The organism is Streptomyces sp. NPDC058221 (genome assembly GCF_042882365.1).
Lineage (GTDB): Bacteria > Actinomycetota > Actinomycetes > Streptomycetales > Streptomycetaceae > Streptomyces.
The window spans coordinates 1-18,101 of record NZ_JBHVWF010000152.1; the positions used below are offsets into that span (position 1 = coordinate 1).

11 protein-coding genes are annotated in these 18,101 nt (G+C 72.0%); 5 read left to right on the forward strand and 6 right to left on the reverse strand.

Features of this window, described 5'->3' with window-relative positions; all coding sequences use genetic code 11:
- The first annotated feature begins 139 nt into the window (after positions 1-139).
- Positions 140-529, forward strand: a complete 390-nt coding sequence (locus ACFVW8_RS32725; protein ID WP_389696482.1) for a barstar family protein — start codon at positions 140-142, stop codon at positions 527-529.
- A gap of 117 nt (positions 530-646) precedes the next feature.
- A complete protein-coding gene (locus ACFVW8_RS32730) occupies positions 647-3,760 on the forward strand; it encodes an alpha-mannosidase (RefSeq protein ID WP_389696484.1) in 3,114 nt (1,037 codons plus the stop codon).
- Positions 3,761-3,791: 31 nt separating this feature from the next.
- On the opposite strand, the gene ACFVW8_RS32735 is transcribed toward ACFVW8_RS32730, so the two are convergent.
- The 3 genes from ACFVW8_RS32735 to ACFVW8_RS32745 all read right to left on the reverse strand — a co-directional run bounded on the left by ACFVW8_RS32735 (position 3,792) and on the right by ACFVW8_RS32745 (position 11,420).
- Entirely contained in the window at positions 3,792-5,534 is a 1,743-nt protein-coding gene (locus ACFVW8_RS32735; protein WP_389696486.1) for a pyruvate dehydrogenase, read from the reverse strand.
- A gap of 113 nt (positions 5,535-5,647) precedes the next feature.
- Complete coding sequence (locus ACFVW8_RS32740; RefSeq protein ID WP_389696488.1) at positions 5,648-7,513, reverse strand: protein phosphatase 2C domain-containing protein; 1,866 nt, start codon at positions 7,511-7,513, stop codon at positions 5,648-5,650.
- A 142-nt stretch (positions 7,514-7,655) separates the two neighbouring features.
- Complete coding sequence (locus tag ACFVW8_RS32745) at positions 7,656-11,420, reverse strand: S8 family serine peptidase (protein WP_389696490.1); 3,765 nt, start codon at positions 11,418-11,420, stop codon at positions 7,656-7,658.
- Between the two features lie 211 nt (positions 11,421-11,631).
- On the opposite strand from ACFVW8_RS32745, the gene ACFVW8_RS32750 reads away from it, so the two are divergent.
- Together ACFVW8_RS32750 and ACFVW8_RS32755 are read left to right on the forward strand one after the other, a co-directional pair.
- Positions 11,632-12,621 carry a helix-turn-helix domain-containing protein gene (locus tag ACFVW8_RS32750; protein ID WP_389696492.1) on the forward strand — a complete coding sequence of 330 codons (990 nt, stop codon included), beginning with the start codon at positions 11,632-11,634 and terminating at the stop codon, positions 12,619-12,621.
- Positions 12,622-12,727: 106 nt separating this feature from the next.
- On the forward strand, positions 12,728-13,210 hold the full coding sequence (locus ACFVW8_RS32755; protein WP_389696494.1) for a DUF456 domain-containing protein: 483 nt from the start codon (positions 12,728-12,730) through the stop codon (positions 13,208-13,210).
- Positions 13,211-13,598: 388 nt separating this feature from the next.
- Here the strand turns inward: ACFVW8_RS32755 and ACFVW8_RS32760 are convergent, their stop codons facing one another.
- Positions 13,599-14,966: a DNA-3-methyladenine glycosylase 2 family protein gene (locus ACFVW8_RS32760; protein WP_389696502.1), complete on the reverse strand. Its 1,368-nt coding sequence runs from the start codon at positions 14,964-14,966 to the stop codon at positions 13,599-13,601.
- Between the two features lie 72 nt (positions 14,967-15,038).
- Positions 15,039-16,199, reverse strand: coding sequence for a ribosome small subunit-dependent GTPase A (gene rsgA / locus ACFVW8_RS32765; protein ID WP_389696496.1), 1,161 nt, complete (start codon positions 16,197-16,199; stop codon positions 15,039-15,041).
- Positions 16,200-16,572: 373 nt separating this feature from the next.
- Between rsgA and ACFVW8_RS32770 the strand changes: the two genes are divergently transcribed.
- The gene (locus tag ACFVW8_RS32770; protein ID WP_389696498.1) at positions 16,573-17,073 is read left to right on the forward strand and encodes a DUF5949 family protein; all 501 of its coding nucleotides are present in this window, start codon (positions 16,573-16,575) and stop codon (positions 17,071-17,073) included.
- A 138-nt stretch (positions 17,074-17,211) separates the two neighbouring features.
- Here ACFVW8_RS32770 and ACFVW8_RS32775 read toward each other — a convergent pair whose 3' ends face one another.
- Positions 17,212-17,622 (reverse strand): rodlin, encoded by a 411-nt coding sequence (locus ACFVW8_RS32775; RefSeq protein ID WP_389696500.1) that lies wholly within the window; start codon positions 17,620-17,622, stop codon positions 17,212-17,214.
- Positions 17,623-18,101: the final 479 nt, after the last annotated feature.

Sequence of the window (18,101 nt, forward strand, 5' to 3'; positions counted from 1 at the left end):
GGACTACTACACGGCCGACCACTACGTGACGTTCGACCTCGTCGACCAAACCTGCTGAACCCTTCCCCGGACGGATCCGCGCCGTAGTCCCCCACCTGCGGCGCGGATCACCGAAGAGACAGGCTTGTACGCTCCCCCCATGACCGTGACCTATGCGATCGACGGCTCCGAGGTCACCGGCCTGGAGCGATTCTGGAACGTGGTCGGCGAGGCGGTGAACGGCCCCGGCGGCTACTTCGGCAACGGGCTCGACTCCTTCGCGGACTGCCTGAGAGGCGGGATGGGCACGCCGGACGACGACGACTTCGTCATCGAGTGGCGGGACCACGCCCGCTCGGCGCGTGCCCTGGGCCACGAGGAGACCGCCCGCTACGTCCGCGGCCTGTTCGGCCGCGCCCATCCGGACAATCTGCCGCGGCTGCGGCAGGAGCTGGCGCAGGCGGAGGCCGGCCTGGGGCCGACGCTCTTCGACCGGCTGCTGGAGATCATCCGGGAGGAGACGGCTCCGGGCACCCTGCGACTGCTCTGACGGCCACCCCACCGGCGTGGACTCCCCGGTCCCGCGCCCCGGCCGGCGAGGGGTGGATACCCGCCACCGGGGAAGGCAAGCCCTCGACCGCGCGCAGGTGGCGACAAGAGGAGCAGCATGCACGACGACAGCTCACTGGTGGAGGGCCGGCTGGAGCGGGCCCTGCGCCAGTTCATCCGCCCCGCCGAGTACGCGGCGCGGACCCCGCTCGCGCTGGCGGTGTGGCATGTGCCGGGCGAGCCGGTTCCGGTGGCGGAGGCGCTCGGCGCGCGGTACGAACCGTTCACGGCCCCCGCCGCGTGGGGCAGCCCGTGGGCCACCAGCTGGTTCCGGCTGGACGGCACGGTGCCGCAGGAGTGGGCGGGGCTCCGGGTCGAGGTCGTGGTCGATCCGGGCTTCTCCGGCCAGGCTCCCGGCTTCCAGGCCGAGGGGATGCTGTACGACTCCGAAGGTGTTCCGCTCAAAGGCGTCCATCCTCGCAACCGGCATCTGACCGTCGGCGCGCCGGCTGCCGGTGGTGAGCAGATCTCGCTCCTCCTGGAGGCGGCGGCCAATCCGGCGGTGCTGGAGCACGGGTTCGAGCCGACCCCGCTCGGGGACGTACTCACGGCAGGGGACGATCCGCTCTACCGGTTCGCCTCCGCCGACCTCGCGGTGCTGGACGAGGAGGTCTGGCATCTCGTCCTCGACATCGAGGTGCTGTCCGAACTGATGCGGGAGCTGTCCGCCGACCGGTCGCGGCGGCACGAGATCCTGCGGGCCCTGGAGCGGATGCTCGACGCCCTCGATCTGCACGATGTGGCCGGGACCGCGGCGGCCGGACGGGCCGAGCTGGCCGAAGTCCTGTCCAGGCCCGCGTCGGCGAGCGCGCACCGGATCTCGGCCACCGGGCACGCACACATCGATTCGGCGTGGCTGTGGCCGCTGCGCGAGACGGTGCGCAAGGCCTCGCGCACCTTCGCCAATGTCACCGCACTCGCCCGGGACTACCCGGAGCTGGTCTTCGCCTGCTCGCAGGCCCAGCAGTACGCCTGGGTCAAGGAGCACCAGCCGCACATCTGGAAGCGGATCGTGCGGGCAGTGGCGGACGGGCAGTGGGAGCCCGTCGGTTCGATGTGGGTGGAGTCCGACGCCAATATGCCGGGCGGTGAGGCGCTGGCCCGGCAGATCGTGCACGGGAAGCGGTTCTTCGAGCAGGAACTGGGCGTGGAGACCGAGGAGATCTGGCTGCCCGACTCCTTCGGCTGCACGGCCGCCTTCCCGCAGCTGGCCGCGCTGGCCGGGATCCGGTGGTTCCTGACCCAGAAGCTGTCGTGGAACCAGACCAACCCGATGCCGCATCACACGTTCTGGTGGGAGGGCATCGACGGCACCCGGGTCTTCACCCACTTCCCGCCCGCCGATACCTACAACGGCCACTTCCACGGTCTCGAACTCGCCCATGCCGAGAGGAACTTCAGGGACAAGGGCCGGGCCACCCGCTCACTGCTGCCGTTCGGCTGGGGTGACGGCGGCGGCGGTCCGACGCGGGAGATGATGGAGAAGGCCCGCAGGCTCGGCAGCCTGGAGGGCTCCCCGCGGGTCGAGATCGAGAAGCCGTCGGCGTTCTTCGCCGCGGCCGAGGAGGAGTACGGGGCGCAGGCGCCGGTCTGGTCCGGCGAGCTGTACCTGGAGCTGCACCGGGCGACGTACACCACGCAGGCGAAGACGAAGCAGGGCAATCGCCGCAGTGAACACCTGCTGCGAGAGGCCGAGTTGTGGGCGACACAGGCGGCCCTTCGGTCCACTTCGTACCGCTACCCGTACGAGGTGCTGGACCGGATCTGGAAGACGGTCCTGCTGCACCAGTTCCACGACATCCTGCCCGGCTCGTCCATCGCCTGGGTCCACCGCGAGGCCCGTGACACCTATGAGCGGGTACGCGAGGAACTGGCCGACCTGGTGGCTGATGCGGTGGCCGCGCTCGGTGCGGCACAAGGTCTGGTGGCGCTCAACTCCTCACCGTACGCACGCAGTCAGGTGATGGAGCTGGATGCCGAGGCGAGTGCGGTACTGCCGTCCGGGTCGCATGTGCAGCCGTTGGGCGACGGGCGCACCGCGGTTCTCGCCGAGTCACCGGGGCTCGGCGCCGGGCTGCTGGACGGAGCGGAGGTCCCGGAACGAGGGGGCTCGGCCGGCGTCGTCGAGGACGGCGGGATCGTCCTCGACAACGGGCTGCTGCGGGTCGTCGTCGACCGGGACGGGCTGATCACCTCCGTGCGTGACCTCCCGGCGGGCCGGGAGGTCCTCGTCCCGGGCCATCGGGCCAACCTTCTCCAGCTGCACCCGGACCACCCGAACAACTGGGACGCCTGGGACATCGACGTCCACTACCGCCGCTCGCGCACCGATCTGACCGGGGCGGAACTGGTCGAGCTGGTGGAGGAGGGGCCGCTGCGGGCGGCCGTGCGTGTGGTGCGCGCGTTCGGCTCCTCCCGCGTCGTGCAGGAGATCCGGCTGGCTGCGGGGAGCAGGCAGGTCGACATCGAGACCGAGGTGGACTGGCAGGAGTCGGAGAAGGTCCTCAAGGCGGCCTTCCCGCTCGATGTGCACGCCGAGCGGTCCGCGTCGGAGATCCAGTTCGGCCACGTCCACCGGCCGACGCACGGCAACACCGGCTGGGACGCGGCCCGTTTCGAGATCTGCGCCCACCGCTGGCTGCGGGTCGCCGAACCGGGCTACGGCGTCGCGCTGCTCAACGACTCGACGTACGGGCACGAGGTCACCCGGACCCCGCATCCGGCGGGCCTCGGCACGACCGTACGGCTGACTCTGCTGCGCGCCCCGCACAGCCCCGACCCGGAGGCCGACCTCGGCACCCACCGGTTCCGGTACGCGCTGGCGCCCGGCGTCGGGATCACCGACGCGGTGCGGGCGGGCCTGGCGCTCAACCTGCCGCTGCGCGCCGCGGTCGCCCCGGTGGTGGAGTCGGCCGTGTCGACCGGCCATCCGGCGGTGACCGTGGAGTCGGTGAAGCTCGCCGACGACCGCAGCGGCGACGTGATCGTCCGGCTCTACGAGTCTGCGGGCGGCCGGGCCGACGCCACGCTCCGGGTCTCCTTCCCCGTCGTCGGGGCGCAGATCACGGATCTGCTGGAACGGCCGCTGCACGAGGCTACGACCGACGAGTACGGCCTGGTGCTCGCGCTGCGGCCGTTCCAGATCCTGACGCTGCGGCTGACCCCGGCGTGAGCGGCCGCCCCGGTCCGGGCCACGCGCGGTCTCAGGGCCGGGGCACGTTGCGGAGGTTGGAGCGGGCCATCTGGACCATCCGGCCCACTCCGCCGTCCAGCACGATCTTGCTGGCGGAGAGCGCGAAGCCGGTCACCATGTCCGCGCTGATCTTCGGCGGGATGGACAGCGCGTTGGGGTCGGTGACCACATCGACGAGCGCCGGGCCCTTGTGCTTGAAGGCGTCCTTGAGCGCGCTTTCGAGCTGCTTGGGCTTCTCGACCCGTACGCCGTAGGCACCCGACGCCCGCGCGATGGCCGCGAAGTCCGGGTTCTTGTTGGTCGTGCCGAACGACGGCAGTCCCGCCACCAGCATCTCCAGCTCGACCATGCCGAGCGCGGAGTTGTTGAACAGTACGACCTTCACCGGCAGGTCGTACTGGACCAGGGTCAGGAAGTCCCCCATCAGCATGGTGAACCCGCCGTCCCCGGACATCGAGACGACCTGCCGGTTGCGGTCCGTGAACTGCGCGCCGATGGCCTGTGGCAGGGCGTTCGCCATCGAGCCGTGGCTGAACGAACCGATCACCCGGCGTTTGCCGTTCGGCGTCAGGTAGCGGGCCGCCCAGACGTTGCACATGCCGGTGTCCACAGTGAACACGGCGTCCTCGTCGGCAAGTTCGTCCAGCACCGAGGCCACGTACTCGGGGTGGATCGGGACGTGCTTCTCGACCTTGCGGGTGTACGCCTTGACCACGCCCTCCAGCGCGTCGGCGTGCTTCTTCAGCATCCGGTCGAGGAACTTGCGGTCGGTCTTCGCCTTCACCCGCGGGGTCAGACAGCGAAGCGTCTCGCGGACATCGCCCCAGACCGCCAGATCGAGCTTGGAGCGGCGGCCCAGGTGCTCGGGCCGCACATCGACCTGGACGATCTTCACATCGGTGGGCAGGAAGGCGTTGTACGGGAAGTCCGTGCCGAGCAGGATCAGCAGATCGCACTCGTTGGTGGCCTCGTAGGCGGCGCCGTAGCCGAGCAGTCCGCTCATACCGACGTCGTACGGGTTGTCGTACTGGATCCACTCCTTGCCGCGCAGCGCGTGCCCGACCGGGGACTTCACCCGCTCGGCGAACTCCATGACCTCGGCGTGCGCGCCCGCCGTTCCGCTGCCGCAGAACAGCGTCACCCGTTTGGCCTCGTCGACCATCCGGCAGAGCTTCTCGATCTCCTCGTCGCCCGGTCGCACGGAGGGCCGCGAGGTGACCAGGGCGTGCTCGATGGTCTTCTCCGGCGCGGCCTGCGAGGCGATGTCGCCCGGCATCGAGACGACGCTGACACCGCCCCTGCCGATCGCGTGCTGGATGGCCGTCTGGAGCAGCCGCGGCATCTGCTGCGGGTTGGAGATCATCTCGTTGTAGTGGCTGCACTCCTGGAAGAGCAGCTCCGGATGGGTCTCCTGGAAGTAGCCGAGGCCGATCTCGCTCGACGGGATGTGCGAGGCGAGCGCGAGCACGGGTGCCATGGAGCGGTGGGCGTCGTAGAGCCCGTTGATGAGGTGCAGGTTGCCCGGCCCGCACGATCCGGCGCAGGCCGCCAGCGAGCCGGTGATCTGCGCCTCCGCACCGGCGGCGAACGCGGCCGTCTCCTCGTGTCTGACCTGGATCCAGTCCATGTCCGAGTGCCGCCTGATGGCGTCGACGACCGGGTTGAGGCTGTCGCCGACCACCCCGTACAGGCGCTTGACGCCCGCGCGGGCGAGGATGTCGACGAACTGCTCCGACACGTTCTGCTTGGCCATGGGTGCGTTCTCCCTCTGCCTGTGCTCCGTGCACGTTCGGCTGTCCGGACCCGGGGGCGCGAAACCTCGGCCGGACGGGTTCTCCGGAGTCCATCAACCCATGGCACGCGTCGTTACGCCTCCCAGACGCCGACCGCCGTCCGGTCGTCGGCGTACCCCTTCACCCTGAGCTGGGTGTCCGCGAGGAACGCCGCGAGGCCCGGCGCGGGGCCCGGCGCCCAGCGTTCGGCGAGCTCGTCGGCGAGTGCGGGTTCGCCGCGCAGCGGATCGGCCAGACCGGTGCTGCACAACAGCAGGGTGTCGCCCGGCCGGGCGATCGAGGCGCGGAACCGGAACGGCTCGGCGGGCGGCGGTACCGGGCTCTCGATGTACGGGGGCGGTGCGGTGGTGATCCCCAGGTCCATGGTCAGCCGCTCGCCCTCCGGCCCGCTCTCGGGCGGCGAGGAGCCGAATCCGACCACGCCCTCCCCGGCCAGTTCGCCGGGGTGCGGTACCACCGGTTCGAGGTCCTGCCAGCTGCCGTCGCGCAGCCGGAAGAGCCCGCCGCCACCGACTCCGAAGAAGACCCGGGTCCGGCAGCCGGGATCGGCGGACAGCAGGAGGCAGCGCAGGCCGGCCGTGTACTCCTGCGGTTCCAGGCCGAGTTCGGCGGCGCGGGCGCGGAGCTTGCCGTAGGTGCGGTCGGTGAGCCGGTGCAGACCGGACTTGAGGTCGCCGCGGCGGCCCGCCCTTATGTCCTCCGAGAGCCGGACGTGGCTGCGTCCCACGGCCTCACCGATCCAGCGGCAGGCGTCGGCGGCGGCGGCCGGATGCACGCCGTCGGCGGCGCGGGCGCCGCCCGCGACGGCGACCAGGACGAGGGCGTTCTCGGCGGTGCCGAAGCGCACGGTGAGCAGTGCGTCGCGCCGGGGCTCGCCCCGGAACCGAGCGGAGTCACCGCGCACCGAGGCGGCGCGCAGGGTGTACGTCCCGTAGCCGGCGCCGTCGAGCACGGTGTCGGCGACGAGGGCATGGATCTCACGCGGGTCGGTGGCGGGCAGCGCGGTGGGCTCGGCGTCGTACGTGGGCGGCCGGGCGCCCACGTGGCCGATCGCGGGGCGGGGGGCCTCGGCGGCGGAGGCCGGTGGCTCCGGGGCCGCAGGAGCCTTTGCCTCGCTCCGTTCGTCGGCGCCCCGCTCGACGAGCGGCCGCCTGGGCAACGGCGGCACCGTGCCGGCAGCGGGCGCCGGGGGGACGCGGGCCGGCGCCTCGGCCGTGAAGGGCTCCGCCACGCGCCCGTCGGCCGGCAGGCTCCGGACGACCCGCGGATCGGCGGGCGGGGGCGGAGCGGGCGCGGTCGATGATGAGGGCGGCTCCGGTGCGGACGGCGGGAGGGCATCCGGTGCGGGCGGCGGGAGGGGGTCCTGTGCGGGCGGTGGGGCCGCTGTTGCCGTGGGCGGCTCCGGTGCGGGCGGTGCAGCCTGCGGTGCGTGTGTTTCCTGTGATGCCTGCGGTGCGTGTGGTTCCCGCGGCGTCTGCGGTGCCTGCGCCGTCTGCGGTTCCGGTCCAGGATCCGGTGGCGCCGCCACCGTGGACGGAGCGGGGTCCGGCTCCGGCGCAGGCGCCACGAGCTCCGGCGCGGGCTCCGGACGCGCCTCCGGAGCAGCCGCCGTGAAGGTCCGCGGACCGGGTTGACCGGTCGGGGGCTCCCAGGGGGCGCGCGCCGGCTCCCTCGGCTGCGGAGCAGGTGGCGGTGTCGGACCGGGCGGTGCTTCCTCCTGTCCGACGGCCTCCGGCGGCGCCACCCGTGGCTCGGGCACCGCGGCCACGGCCCCGTGCGCCTCGCGGCCGTCGGCTCCGACGGCGCCCGACACCGAGTCGAAGCGGTCGTCGAGACTGTCGGCCGCCTGGCTCGCCCCGGTGTCCGGTGCGGATTCGTCGTACAGCCTGCGCCACCAGTCGTCCTCGTGGGCGGCGGGCCTCTCCCCCTGCTGACTCATGCCCTTATTGTCCACCGCGGGGGCCTCGCGAAAACGGGTCATCGGGAAAATGTGGCCGGGCCCGCCCGTGAAGAAGGTCCGCCGGGCGGCCCCACCCCCCACGGGAAGGACGCCCGGCGGACCGGTCCCAAGTGATCCGGCGTCAGCGCACCGCGTAGGCGTCGGTCACGGTCTGGACGACGGAGTTGCCCTTGGCGTCCGTCAGTTCGGTCCTCAGGGTGACCGGCTTGCCGGCCGCTTCCGCGTGGTTCACGGTCGCGGTCCAACGGCCGCCCTGCTGTGCGGTGGTGGCCTCGGTCCAGGTCTCGCCGCCGTCGTACGAGTACGAGACCTCGGCGGCGGTGAGCTTGCCTGGCGTGTAGCCGGCGTGGCCGGTGACGCTCAGTCCGATCTTCTGGCCGTCCTTCGCCGCCAGGGTCTTCATGCCGTCCGAGGGCAGATCGTAGCCGGGGAAGAGCAGCGGGATGCCCTGCGAGTAGACGTTCTCGTCCCGGTGCGAGCGGAACTTCCAGGTGGTCTCGGTGGCGGTGGAACGCTTCCACACGGCGGCCGGCTGCCCCGACTTCGTGGTCGTCATGGTGAGTTCGTACGCGGCGTCTTCCGCCGGGACGGTGAACACCCCGGACGGCCAGCCCGACTCGCCGATCAGCTTGCCGCCGCTGCTCAGCCGCATGGTGCCCATGTCCCCGAAGGAGCCCTGGAGACCGCTGTGTTCGGTGTCGCTCCAGAAGCCCGGGGCGACGCCGATCAGATTGTCCTGGCGTTCGGCTGCGAGCTGCTCCTCGCCCTGGTCGTCGCGGGGTGCGGACGGCACGACGACGCCCCGGTACCAGTCCGAGGAGCGCGTGGAACCGGCCTTGTAGGTGCGGAACTCGTCCATCATGAACTCGCCCCAGGGGAAGCTGGAGGAGAGTGCCTGCTGCCAGCTGGAGTCGCCCGCCGTGTAGTACTCGGTGCGCTTGCCCGGTGCGGCGACGGTGTCGAACGCACCGACGGAGTAGCTCGCTCCATAGGGGCGGGAGACGAGCAGCGTGTCGACGAAGTCGGTCTTGACGCCCATCGATTCATAGGTGGACCTGACCGCGCCGAGCGCCTTGTCCTTGACCTGGTACGTGCGGTTCGAGGTGAGGTCGCCCGTCTCGGAGAAGGCCAGGTTGTAGACGAACGGGCTGACGGCCGTGGCCTTCCAGCTCAGCTTCACCGGTCCGGCGGCCAGCGCCCCGGTCAGGGCCTTCGCCTCGTCGGCCTGGATGCCGAGCGAGGGCAGGGGCGCCGACCCGTATCCGACGGAGGGCTGCCAGGGGCCCGCTGACGGGCGGTGCGTGATGATCGCCACGGCTCCGGCGGCCTTGGCGTCACGCGCCTGGGTGACGACGGTGCCCTCGTCCGGAACACCGACCAGGGCGATCTTGCCGGACACTCCGGCGGCCTTCAGCTCCTCGGGGGTGCCGCTGCCGGCGTCGACGAGTGCGGCGCGTCCGGTGCCGTCGAGGTTGACGGAGCCGTTGGACGCGGTCGTGGGGTGGAGGGTGGCGCCGCCCACGACCGAGAGCTTCTCGATCTGCGGGGCGTAAGCGCGCCAGAAGCTGTCGAACTCGAAGTCGCCGTCAGTGGCCTTGCCCCGGATGTCGGCCCGGTAGTCCTTGATGACGCTGCCGCCGGAGATGGATCCGGCGTGCAGCCAGACGTCGTCCCAGCCGCGGCCGAAGGCGAGGGTGCCGCTGCGGGTCTCGCTGGCCCGGTCCCGGGTCTTCACCTGGATGCGGTGTGCCTTGCGTGCGTCGAGCACCAGGGTGGTGTCCTTGGCGACGTTCAGCTGCGGCCTGGCGAGGTAGCCGACGGACTTGGCGAGGGTGCCGGTGGCGTCCTCGGGGTCGGCCGAGGTGATGAAGCTGGAGACGAAGTAGGCGCCGGGGCGCACCTGGTACACCTGGTCGGTCGAGCCGTCGTTGAACCGGCGCTCACCACTGGCGGTGTCGGTGCCGATGACGTCCAGCGACGACGAGCCGCCGGCGGCATCGCCGTTGGTGTCGATCAGCTTGACGCGCAGGGTGACGGTCTCGGCGCCGACGTACAGCGAGAACGGGGTGGAGACCTTCACGCCGCCCTTGGCGGTGGCCAGGACCCGGCCGGTGACGTCGCCGTACTGGCTGTCCTGGAGCTTCGCGGTCGGGTCGAGCTTCAGCGGGACCCGGACCGTCGCTCCGGCCGGCACGGTGACGCTCTTCGCGCCGAGCGCGGCGACGGAGGAGCGGACGGCCGAACCGTCGTTGCCCGTGACGCTCCGGAGCTTCAGGGCCAGCTTGACCGGCTCGGTGCCCGTGTTGGTGTACGGGATCTGCACGGTGGTGCGGTCGGTCGTGTCCTGCGGCCAGTTGTAGGTGCCGCCCTGCACGGCGGGCGAGCCGGTCACGGTCGTGTCGATGGCCGCCTTGACGTCGAGCCGGCCACCGCCGGTCTCGCGTACGTCACCGGGGATGTCGCTCTTCGCGGACGACACGAGTGCCGCCTTGACCTGCTGCGCCGTCCAGTCGGGGTGGCGTTCCTCGACGATGGCGGCGGCGCCCGCGACATGCGGGGTGGCCATCGAGGTGCCGGACATCGTCTGGTACGCGTAGATTCCGCGGCCGCCCGCCGCGGCCGCCGAGATCTCGACGCCCGGGGCGGCGATCTCGGGCTTGAGGGTGTGTGCGCCGATCGCGGGGCCGCGGCTGGAGAACTGGGCGGTGGAGTCGTCCCGGTCGACGGCGCCGACGGTCAGCACACTGGGCGCGCAGCCGGGCGAGGAGACGGTGTTGAGGGTGGGACCCGCGTTGCCTGCCGCGATGACGAACAGGGTGTCCTTGCTCTTGCCGAACTCCTCGGCGGCCAGGCTCATCGGGTCGGTGCAGTCGGTCGGTGTCGCACTGCCCAGGCTCATGGAGACGACGTCGGCCTTCTGGTCGACGGCCCACTGCATACCCGCGATGATCCAGGAGGAGTCGCCGGAGCCGCTGTCGTTGAGCACCTTGCCGACGAGCAGGTCGGCGCCGGGGGCGACGCCCTTCTTCTTGCCGCCGCTGGCCGCGCCGGTGCCGCCCACGGTGGAGAGGGTGTGGGTGCCGTGGCCCTGGAGGTCGTCGGTGGTGTCGGAGTCGGTGAAGTTCTCCGACTCGGTGATCCGGCCCTTGAGGTCCGGGTGTCCGGCGTCGGCGCCGGTGTCCAGGACGGCGACCTTGGTGCCCTTGCCGTCGTAACCGGCGGCCCAGGCGAGGTCGGCGCGGATCTGCTTGGTGGAGCGGTCGAGGCTGGCCTCGACCTTGCGGTCCAGCCAGAGCTTCTTCATCCCGGCGGCCGAGCGCGAGCGGGTGCTGTTGACGTCCGCCCAGAACGCGGCGGTCCTGTCCTTGTCCGCCTTGAGGGCCACGCCGTCGATGACGGGGAGGTCGAGTCCGCGCTCGGCGCCGCGCGGGGTGACGGGCGCGGAGCGGGCGGTGTCCTTGGCGTAGGTGGCGATGAGCGGTACGGAGTCCGCGTGCGCGTCGTCGTAACCCTGCCGGATCAGGCCGGTGACGTTGAAGAGTTCCTCATCCACCGTGCCCTTGGCGAGCGCCTTGGCCGCGGTGTCCGGGTAGACGTAGAGGTCCTTGCCGGAGCGGCGGGTCTGGACGAGGGGGAGCGTGCCGTCCTCGCGGGCCAGTGCGGTGGCCGAGGCGTTCCCCGAACTGTCCGTGTTCACCAGCACCTTGTCGCCGGTGACCAGGGTCACGGTGACCGGCTTGCCCGCCGTGCCGGCCGTCGCACTGCCGGTCAGCGGTCTCTTCGCGGTCGTGTCGTCCTGTGGCGCTGCCACGGACGGCGCGATCACCGTGACGGCCAGGACGGCGGCGGTGGCCGCCCCCAGTGCCGTACGCGATATCGGACGCATCGCTCTCCCCAAGTAAAACCGGAACGTGCAGCACAAAGCGCCACGTTCCGGAGGTTGTTGGTGCTGCGGTGGCGCCACATTGGCAGAGGGACGGGGCGTACGGCGATGATGTGCCACGGCGGGTTTACGCCGTGGCCGCTTTCCGCCACGGCCGGCCGGCCGAGGAGCACGCACTGACACGGAAGCGCTGCGTCCGGGGAGGGGTCCGAGGATGCTGGGAGCCATAGGTCTCGACGAGAGACAGGAGTCGGCCTACCGCGCGCTCGTGGCACTGGGAGCCGCGGAGGTCTCCGATCTCGCCCACCGGCTGGCGCTTACCGAACCGGAGACCGAGCGGGCCCTGCGCCGGCTGGAGCAGCACGGACTCGCCGCCCAGTCGTCGGCCCGTACCGGGCGATGGGTGGCGGCGCCGCCGGGGGTCGCGCTGGGTGCGCTGCTGACGCAGCAGCGCCATGAGCTGGAGCAGGCGGAGCTGGCCGCGGCGCTGCTGGCGGAGGAGTACCGGGCGGACGCCGCCGAACCGGCCGTCCACGACCTGGTCGAGGTGGTCACCGGCGCGAGCGCGGTGGCGCACCGTTTCCATCAGCTCCAGCTGGGTGCGACGAGCGAGGTGTGCGCCCTGGTCACCGGGAAGCCGATCGCGGTCAGCGGTCTCGACAACGAGTCCGAGGAGCAGGCCGCCACCCGCGGGGTGTCGTTCCGGGTGGTCGTCGAGCGCGAGGTGCTCGCGCTGCCGTCCGGGATCCTGGAGCTGTCGGCGGCGCTGAGCCGTGACGAGCAGTGCCGGGTCGTGGACCGGGTGCCGACGAAGCTGGTCATCGCCGACGCCACGCTGGCGATGGTGCCGCTGACAGGGCGGGGCGCGGAGCCCGCGGCTCTGGTGGTGCACGCGTCGGGACTGCTGGAGTCGCTGACGGGACTCTTCGAGGCGGTATGGCGCGAGGCGATGCCGCTACGGCTCGGCCGGAGCGGCCTGGTGCGGGAGAACGCCACCGGGCCCGATGCGACGGACCTGGAGATCCTCTCGCTGCTGCTGGCCGGGCTGACCGACGCCAGTGCGGCGAAACAGCTGGAGCTCGGGCTGCGGACCGTACAGCGCCGGGTCAAGGGCCTGATGGAGCTGACCGGGGTGTCGACCCGGCTGCAGCTGGGCTGGCACGCCTACGAGCGGGGCTGGGTGTCCCGCGAGCCGCGCGCCTGAGCCCATCGGCCCCGGACCCGGCGCCAGGGCTCCGAGCTGCGCCGACGGATCCCGTTCCGGGGCTCGGCGACGGGCGGGACCGGCCGGATTCCGGCACCCTGGTCAGATGAGTGTGTGGCAGCTCGTCGCCGTGGGCCTGGTCATGCTGCTCGGCCTGATCGGTGTACTGGTGCCCGGTGTGCCCGGTCAGGCGATCGTCTGGGCCGCGGTCCTGTGGTGGGCGCTGGCGGACAACACTCCGGCTGCCTGGGCCGTGCTGATCGGCGCCACCGCGCTCCTGCTGCTGAACCAGGCGCTCAAGCCGCTGCTGCCGCCGCGCCGCCCGCGTGAGTCGGGTGCGCCGCGCCGGACCTTGATGCTCGGCGGGATCGGTGCGATCGCCGGGTTCTTCGTCGTCCCGGTGGTGGGCGCGATCCTCGGGTACGTGGGCGTGATCTTCGGGGCGGAGCGGCTGCGGCTGGGCAGCCGGGGGGCGGGGTGGGCCTCGGTCCGCTCGGTGATGCGGGCCACCGGCTACTCCGTACTGGCCGAACTGTTCGCCTGCCTGCTGGTGACCGGATCCTGGCTGGGTGCGTTGATCTGGGGCTGATGTCACATGGACGAAGCCTGATCATGTGGAGAGAAATACATCGGATCTCTCACGCCCCATTGACGCCTTGATACCTGGCGTCGGCCGCGGCGCCGAGTTCACCATGGACGTGCACGCGAAGGGGGCCGGACCCGCTGGGTGCGCCTCACCGGTGAGGCGGGCGCGCCCCGCGTCGCACGGCACGGCATCGAGGGCGCGATCGACGAGCGTGACCGGCACGGACGCCCGCTGGGCCATGAGGGACTGGCCGACGGCGCGGTCCGTATCCGGCTCCGCAAGGGCGACTCGGCGCTGATCACCGCGGCGGGTGACCGCCCGGACCTGACCATCCGCCCGGTCACCGCGAACGGACCGGCGCCCAGCTGGGGCCGGCCGGCCCGAGCCCGGCTCAGGCGGACGCCCGGCCCGCGAACCCCGCATGGCGCACCCCGTAGGAGCGCCACGGCCGCCACCGGTCGGAGCCGGGCGTCCCGTACGGATCGACATCGGGGTCGCCCAGCGCGCGCATCCGGATCAGCGCGGCGGTGGCCGGTCCGATGCCGGGCAGCCGCAGCAGCGCCTGCTCGGCCTCGTCCCGGTCGGCGCCCGCGTCGAGCCGTACGCCGCCGTCGGCGAGCGCGGCCGCCAGCGCCCGCAGCTCCGGGCCGGGCGCCGCACCGGCCAGCACGTCCGGTTCGGGGAACACATGCGTGAGCCCGCCACAGGGCACGTCCAGCCGCTTCCCGTACGTCTCCACCAACCCCCCGGCCGCCGCCGGACCGACCAGCGCACGCACCGCGAACTCCTCGGGGTCGGCGGCGCCCGGCGAGCGCAGCCCGGGGCGGGCGGCGACCAGCGGGGCGAGCAGCGGGTCGGCGGCGAGCAGTTCGTCGACGGCGTACGGATCGGCGTCCAGGTCGAAGAGCCGGCGCAGCCGCTGCACCGCCGTGGTCAGATCGCGCAGATCCGTGAGGTGGATACGGGCCTCCAGCCAGGACCCGGCGGACCGTTCGTCCACGGCGGCGATGGCGGTGCCGTACGGAAGCCGCAGCGTGCGCCGGTAGGTGCGGGCGCCGGGTTCGCCGCTGACCTCCTCGATACGGGCGACCGTCCCGTCGGCGAGCAGATCGAAGATCTCACGGGCCGCGTACGGTCCCCGGTGGGCGAGCCGGAGCGGGATGCCGGTGGTGCGCGCCTCCCGTACCGCGGCGCCGAGTCCGGTGCCCGCCTCGGTCCGCAGTTCGCTCGGGGTGCGGGCGTAGATCTGCCGGATCGTGTCGTTGAACTGGCGAACGCTCGCGAAACCGGCGGCGAACGCGATCTCGGTGACGGGCAGCCCGGTCGTCTGGAGGAGCACCCGGGCGGTGTGGGCGCGCTGGGCGCGGGCGAGGGCGACCGGGCCGGCGCCCAGCTCCGCGTTGAGCTGCCGCTGCACCTGCCGCGAGCTGTAGCCGAGCCGGCCTGCGAGACCGGGGACGCCCTCCCGGTCCACCACGCCGTCGCCGATCATCCGCATGGCACGGCCGACCACATCGGCCCGGACGTTCCAGTCCGCGGAGCCGGGAACGGCGTCCGGGCGGCAGCGTCTGCACGCCCGGAAGCCGTTGCCCTGGGCGGCGGCCGCAGTCGGGTAGAAGCGGACGTTCCTGCGCTTGGGGGTGACGGCGGGGCAGCTCGGCCGGCAGTAGATGCCGGTCGTCTCGACGGCGAAGAAGAACTCCCCGTCGAAACGCGCGTCGCGGCTGCTCACCGCCTCGTACCTGGTCTCTTCGTCCATCACACCGTCCAGTGTGCGACAACACGCACCGCCGCACTCGCGGTTTTCGGACGCCGACCAGGGCCCCGGCGCCTACCGGACCCGGCCGCGCTTCGCCTCCATGGCGGCCCGGCCCTCGGCCCCCTTGCGCTTCCAGTCGCGCCGGATCTCGTTGCGGACCCGGGCGTCGGTCTTGGCGACGATGCGCTGGTTCTCGCGCAGCAGCTTGCGGTAGCTGTCCATGCGCCGCTCGGGCAGCGATCCGTCCTCGAGCGCCGCCAGCACCGCGCAGCCAGGCTCGGCCTCGTGGGCGCAGTCGTGGAACCGGCACTGCCCGGCCAGCTCCTCGATCTCGGAGAAGACCTGGCCGACGCCGGCCTCCGCGTCCCACAGGCCGACTCCGCGCAGCCCCGGGGTGTCGATCAGGACGCCGCCGGAGGGCAGCACCAGCAGATTGCGGGTCGTGGTGGTGTGCCGGCCCTTGCCGTCCATGTCGCGGGTGGCCTGCACCTCCATCTCGTCGTGCCCGAGCAGGGTGTTGGCGAGGGTGGACTTGCCCGCGCCGGACGCCCCGAGGAGCACGCTCGTACCGCCGGAGACGATCGCGGCGAACACATCGACGCCCTCACCGGTCGTGGAGCTGACGGGCAGCACCTGCACCCCGGGCGCGAGGCGCTCGACGTCCTGGACGAGGTGGGACAGCGTGGCGGCGTCCGGGACGAGGTCGGCCTTGGTCAGGACGACGAGGGTCTCGGCGGCACCGTCCCCGGCCGACGCCCCGTCCCGCAGCAGCGCGTCACCGCCGGTGCTGGACATGGCGAGGGCGAGGAACCGTTCCACCCGCCCCAGGTCGAGCTCCACCGCCAGTGAGACACAGATGGCGATGTGGTCGACGTTGGTGGCGAGCACCTGGCCCTCGGAGCGCTTGGACGAGGTGGAGCGGACGAAGGCCGTGCGCCGCGGCAGCAGCGTACGGACGAACTGCGGGTCGCCCTCGGGGTCGACGGCGGCCCAGTCGCCCGTGCACACGATGCGCATCGGGTCGCGGGGCACCACGAACGCGGTGTCGGCCCGGAAGGTGCCCTGCGGGGTGACGATGTCGCACTGCCCGCGGTCCACCCGGACCACGCGCCCGGGCAGCAGTCCCTGCTCGGCGTACGGGGCGAACTCGGCCTCCCACGCGTCGTCCCAGCCGTACGCGGCCAGCGGGTGCGGGAGAGAAGTGGAAAAGGAAGAGGAGATCGGGAAAGACAAGGGAAACCCTTCACAGGGTGGCCCCGGCACTGCGCACAGCGGCGCGGAAGTCTCGAAGAAGGTCAGCCGGCGGCCACGGGGGTGGGAACGATGTACTTCGGTTCGTGGGCAGCGCCCACCGCAACGACAGTCATCAATGTCCTCACCTCCCGCTTCTCGTACGGTCCGGCACCGGCGGTCTCCTCCGCCGTCCGTAACAACGCACACGATAGCCCGCGGCGCTCCGGTGACGTCAACCGATTTAACGCGGCATCCGGCCGGATGCCGCGGAACGGTCGGGACCGGTGGCACAGACGGCCGATATTCCCCGCTCTCCCCCGATCGGGTGATACGCATGGAGTTCAACCGGTCACACCCGGTTAGGGTGCCGGACATGACCTCCCCCCAGACAGCCTCCGGCACCTTCACCCAGGCCCAGTTGGGCACCCTCAGCCTGATCGGCTGGAGCGGCGAGCATCCGCACGCCGCACACGAAGTCGCCTTCCTGCTCGCCTACTCGCTCGGCGACGGATCGGACGGCCCGGCGGCCGGCGAGGCCGCGATGCGCATCGCCCTGGAGCGCAGCGGCCTTCCGGCAGGCGGCGGTCCCGTGCGCGCGGACGAGACGCCCGGGCTCCCGGTGAAGCTCCTCGTCCAGGCGGGCCAGGCCGTCCTGACGCTGCCTCACTTCACCGCCCAGTACCCCGCACGCCCGGAGTGGCTGGCGGCAGCCCGCGAACAGGGCGAGGTGCACGCGATGTTCGCCACCCGCCCGTGGCCGCAGGGCGCGCCGGGGCATCCGGTGACCGAGGACACGCTGCGGTCCTTCGCCGGCGACCCGGAGGTCATCGCGACCTCCGCACACTGCGTCCTGCCGGTACGCACCCTGGGCTGACCACCCCAGTACGCACGATGCCCACTGCCCCGTGCGGCGGTGGGCATCGTGCGTACCCGGGCGGTCCGTCGGCCGACCACCGACACACCGCGGGCGGCCCGGGACTTCCCGGACCGCCCGCGGCACGTGTGTCCGGCGTCAGTTGTTGGCGACGCCGTTCCCGGAAAGGACCGGGATGTCGTCCACCAGGTGCGAGAGGGCCTCGTCGCCCTTGGCCTGGGTGGAGTTGTCGGCGCACTGCTGGTTCTGCGGCGAGGACAGGACGTCGACGTCCTGGACCGCGACGGGCACGAGCAGGCCGACGAGCGAGCCCACGTTGGCCTTGACGGGCGCACCGACGCAGAGCTTGTTCAGCGAGCCCTGGACGAGCTGGGCCTGCGGGCTGCCGTCGCCTCGGGTCACGCTGTTGCCGAACGAGGACTCGGCCCCGTTGCCGTTGACCGACGTCGTGCCCTGGTCGTTACCGATCGCCATGGCCGAGGGGGCAACCGCGGCGGACAGGCCGACCATGGACACGGCCACTGCCGCGCCGGCCATCATCTTCTTCATCACACATCACCTTTCGAAGCGTTCCGTTCTGGAACGCACTGATCAACCCCTCACAGCGGAGTCGGTTGCGCACTTCCACTCAAATGGGTTCGATCCAGCGTAAGTTCGACACCGTTTCGTCAACCCGGGAGGGCTTCACCGGAGGTACGCGCCGCCGGAAGGAGCCCGCCGGCGCTGGGCGGGCCGGGCTCATCGGGTTCCACTCGCCCAGGATCGCCACGCGCCGCCTGCCACTCGGCCAGAAGGCGGTCGTAGATCGGTGTGCCGTCTTCCGGACTGCGGTGGCGGTCCTGCGGGCGCCTGCTGTCGTACTGGTCCATGAGGAGGCCATACCCGCTGCGGGCCGCACGGCCCGCCGTCACTACGGCAACCGGCCCAGCGGGCCCGTCCTTTCGGGGGAGTTCCGGCCCCACCCCGGCACACACCGTCGGCCCATCCGCCGAGCAGGATGCGCTCCGGCAGGAAGAGGTTGATCAGGT

Bases quoted from the DNA above. Each gene is read 5' to 3' on its own strand.
- ACFVW8_RS32725 (WP_389696482.1), top strand. From the start codon at position 140: ATGACCGTGACCTATGCGATCGACGGCTCCGAGGTCACCGGCCTGGAG.
- ACFVW8_RS32730 (WP_389696484.1), top strand. From the start codon at position 647: ATGCACGACGACAGCTCACTGGTGGAGGGCCGGCTGGAGCGGGCCCTG.
- ACFVW8_RS32735 (WP_389696486.1), bottom strand. From the start codon at position 5,534: ATGGCCAAGCAGAACGTGTCGGAGCAGTTCGTCGACATCCTCGCCCGC.
- ACFVW8_RS32740 (WP_389696488.1), bottom strand. From the start codon at position 7,513: ATGAGTCAGCAGGGGGAGAGGCCCGCCGCCCACGAGGACGACTGGTGG.
- ACFVW8_RS32745 (WP_389696490.1), bottom strand. From the start codon at position 11,420: ATGCGTCCGATATCGCGTACGGCACTGGGGGCGGCCACCGCCGCCGTC.
- ACFVW8_RS32750 (WP_389696492.1), top strand. From the start codon at position 11,632: ATGCTGGGAGCCATAGGTCTCGACGAGAGACAGGAGTCGGCCTACCGC.
- ACFVW8_RS32755 (WP_389696494.1), top strand. From the start codon at position 12,728: ATGAGTGTGTGGCAGCTCGTCGCCGTGGGCCTGGTCATGCTGCTCGGC.
- ACFVW8_RS32760 (WP_389696502.1), bottom strand. From the start codon at position 14,966: ATGGACGAAGAGACCAGGTACGAGGCGGTGAGCAGCCGCGACGCGCGT.
- ACFVW8_RS32770 (WP_389696498.1), top strand. From the start codon at position 16,573: ATGACCTCCCCCCAGACAGCCTCCGGCACCTTCACCCAGGCCCAGTTG.
- ACFVW8_RS32775 (WP_389696500.1), bottom strand. From the start codon at position 17,622: ATGAAGAAGATGATGGCCGGCGCGGCAGTGGCCGTGTCCATGGTCGGC.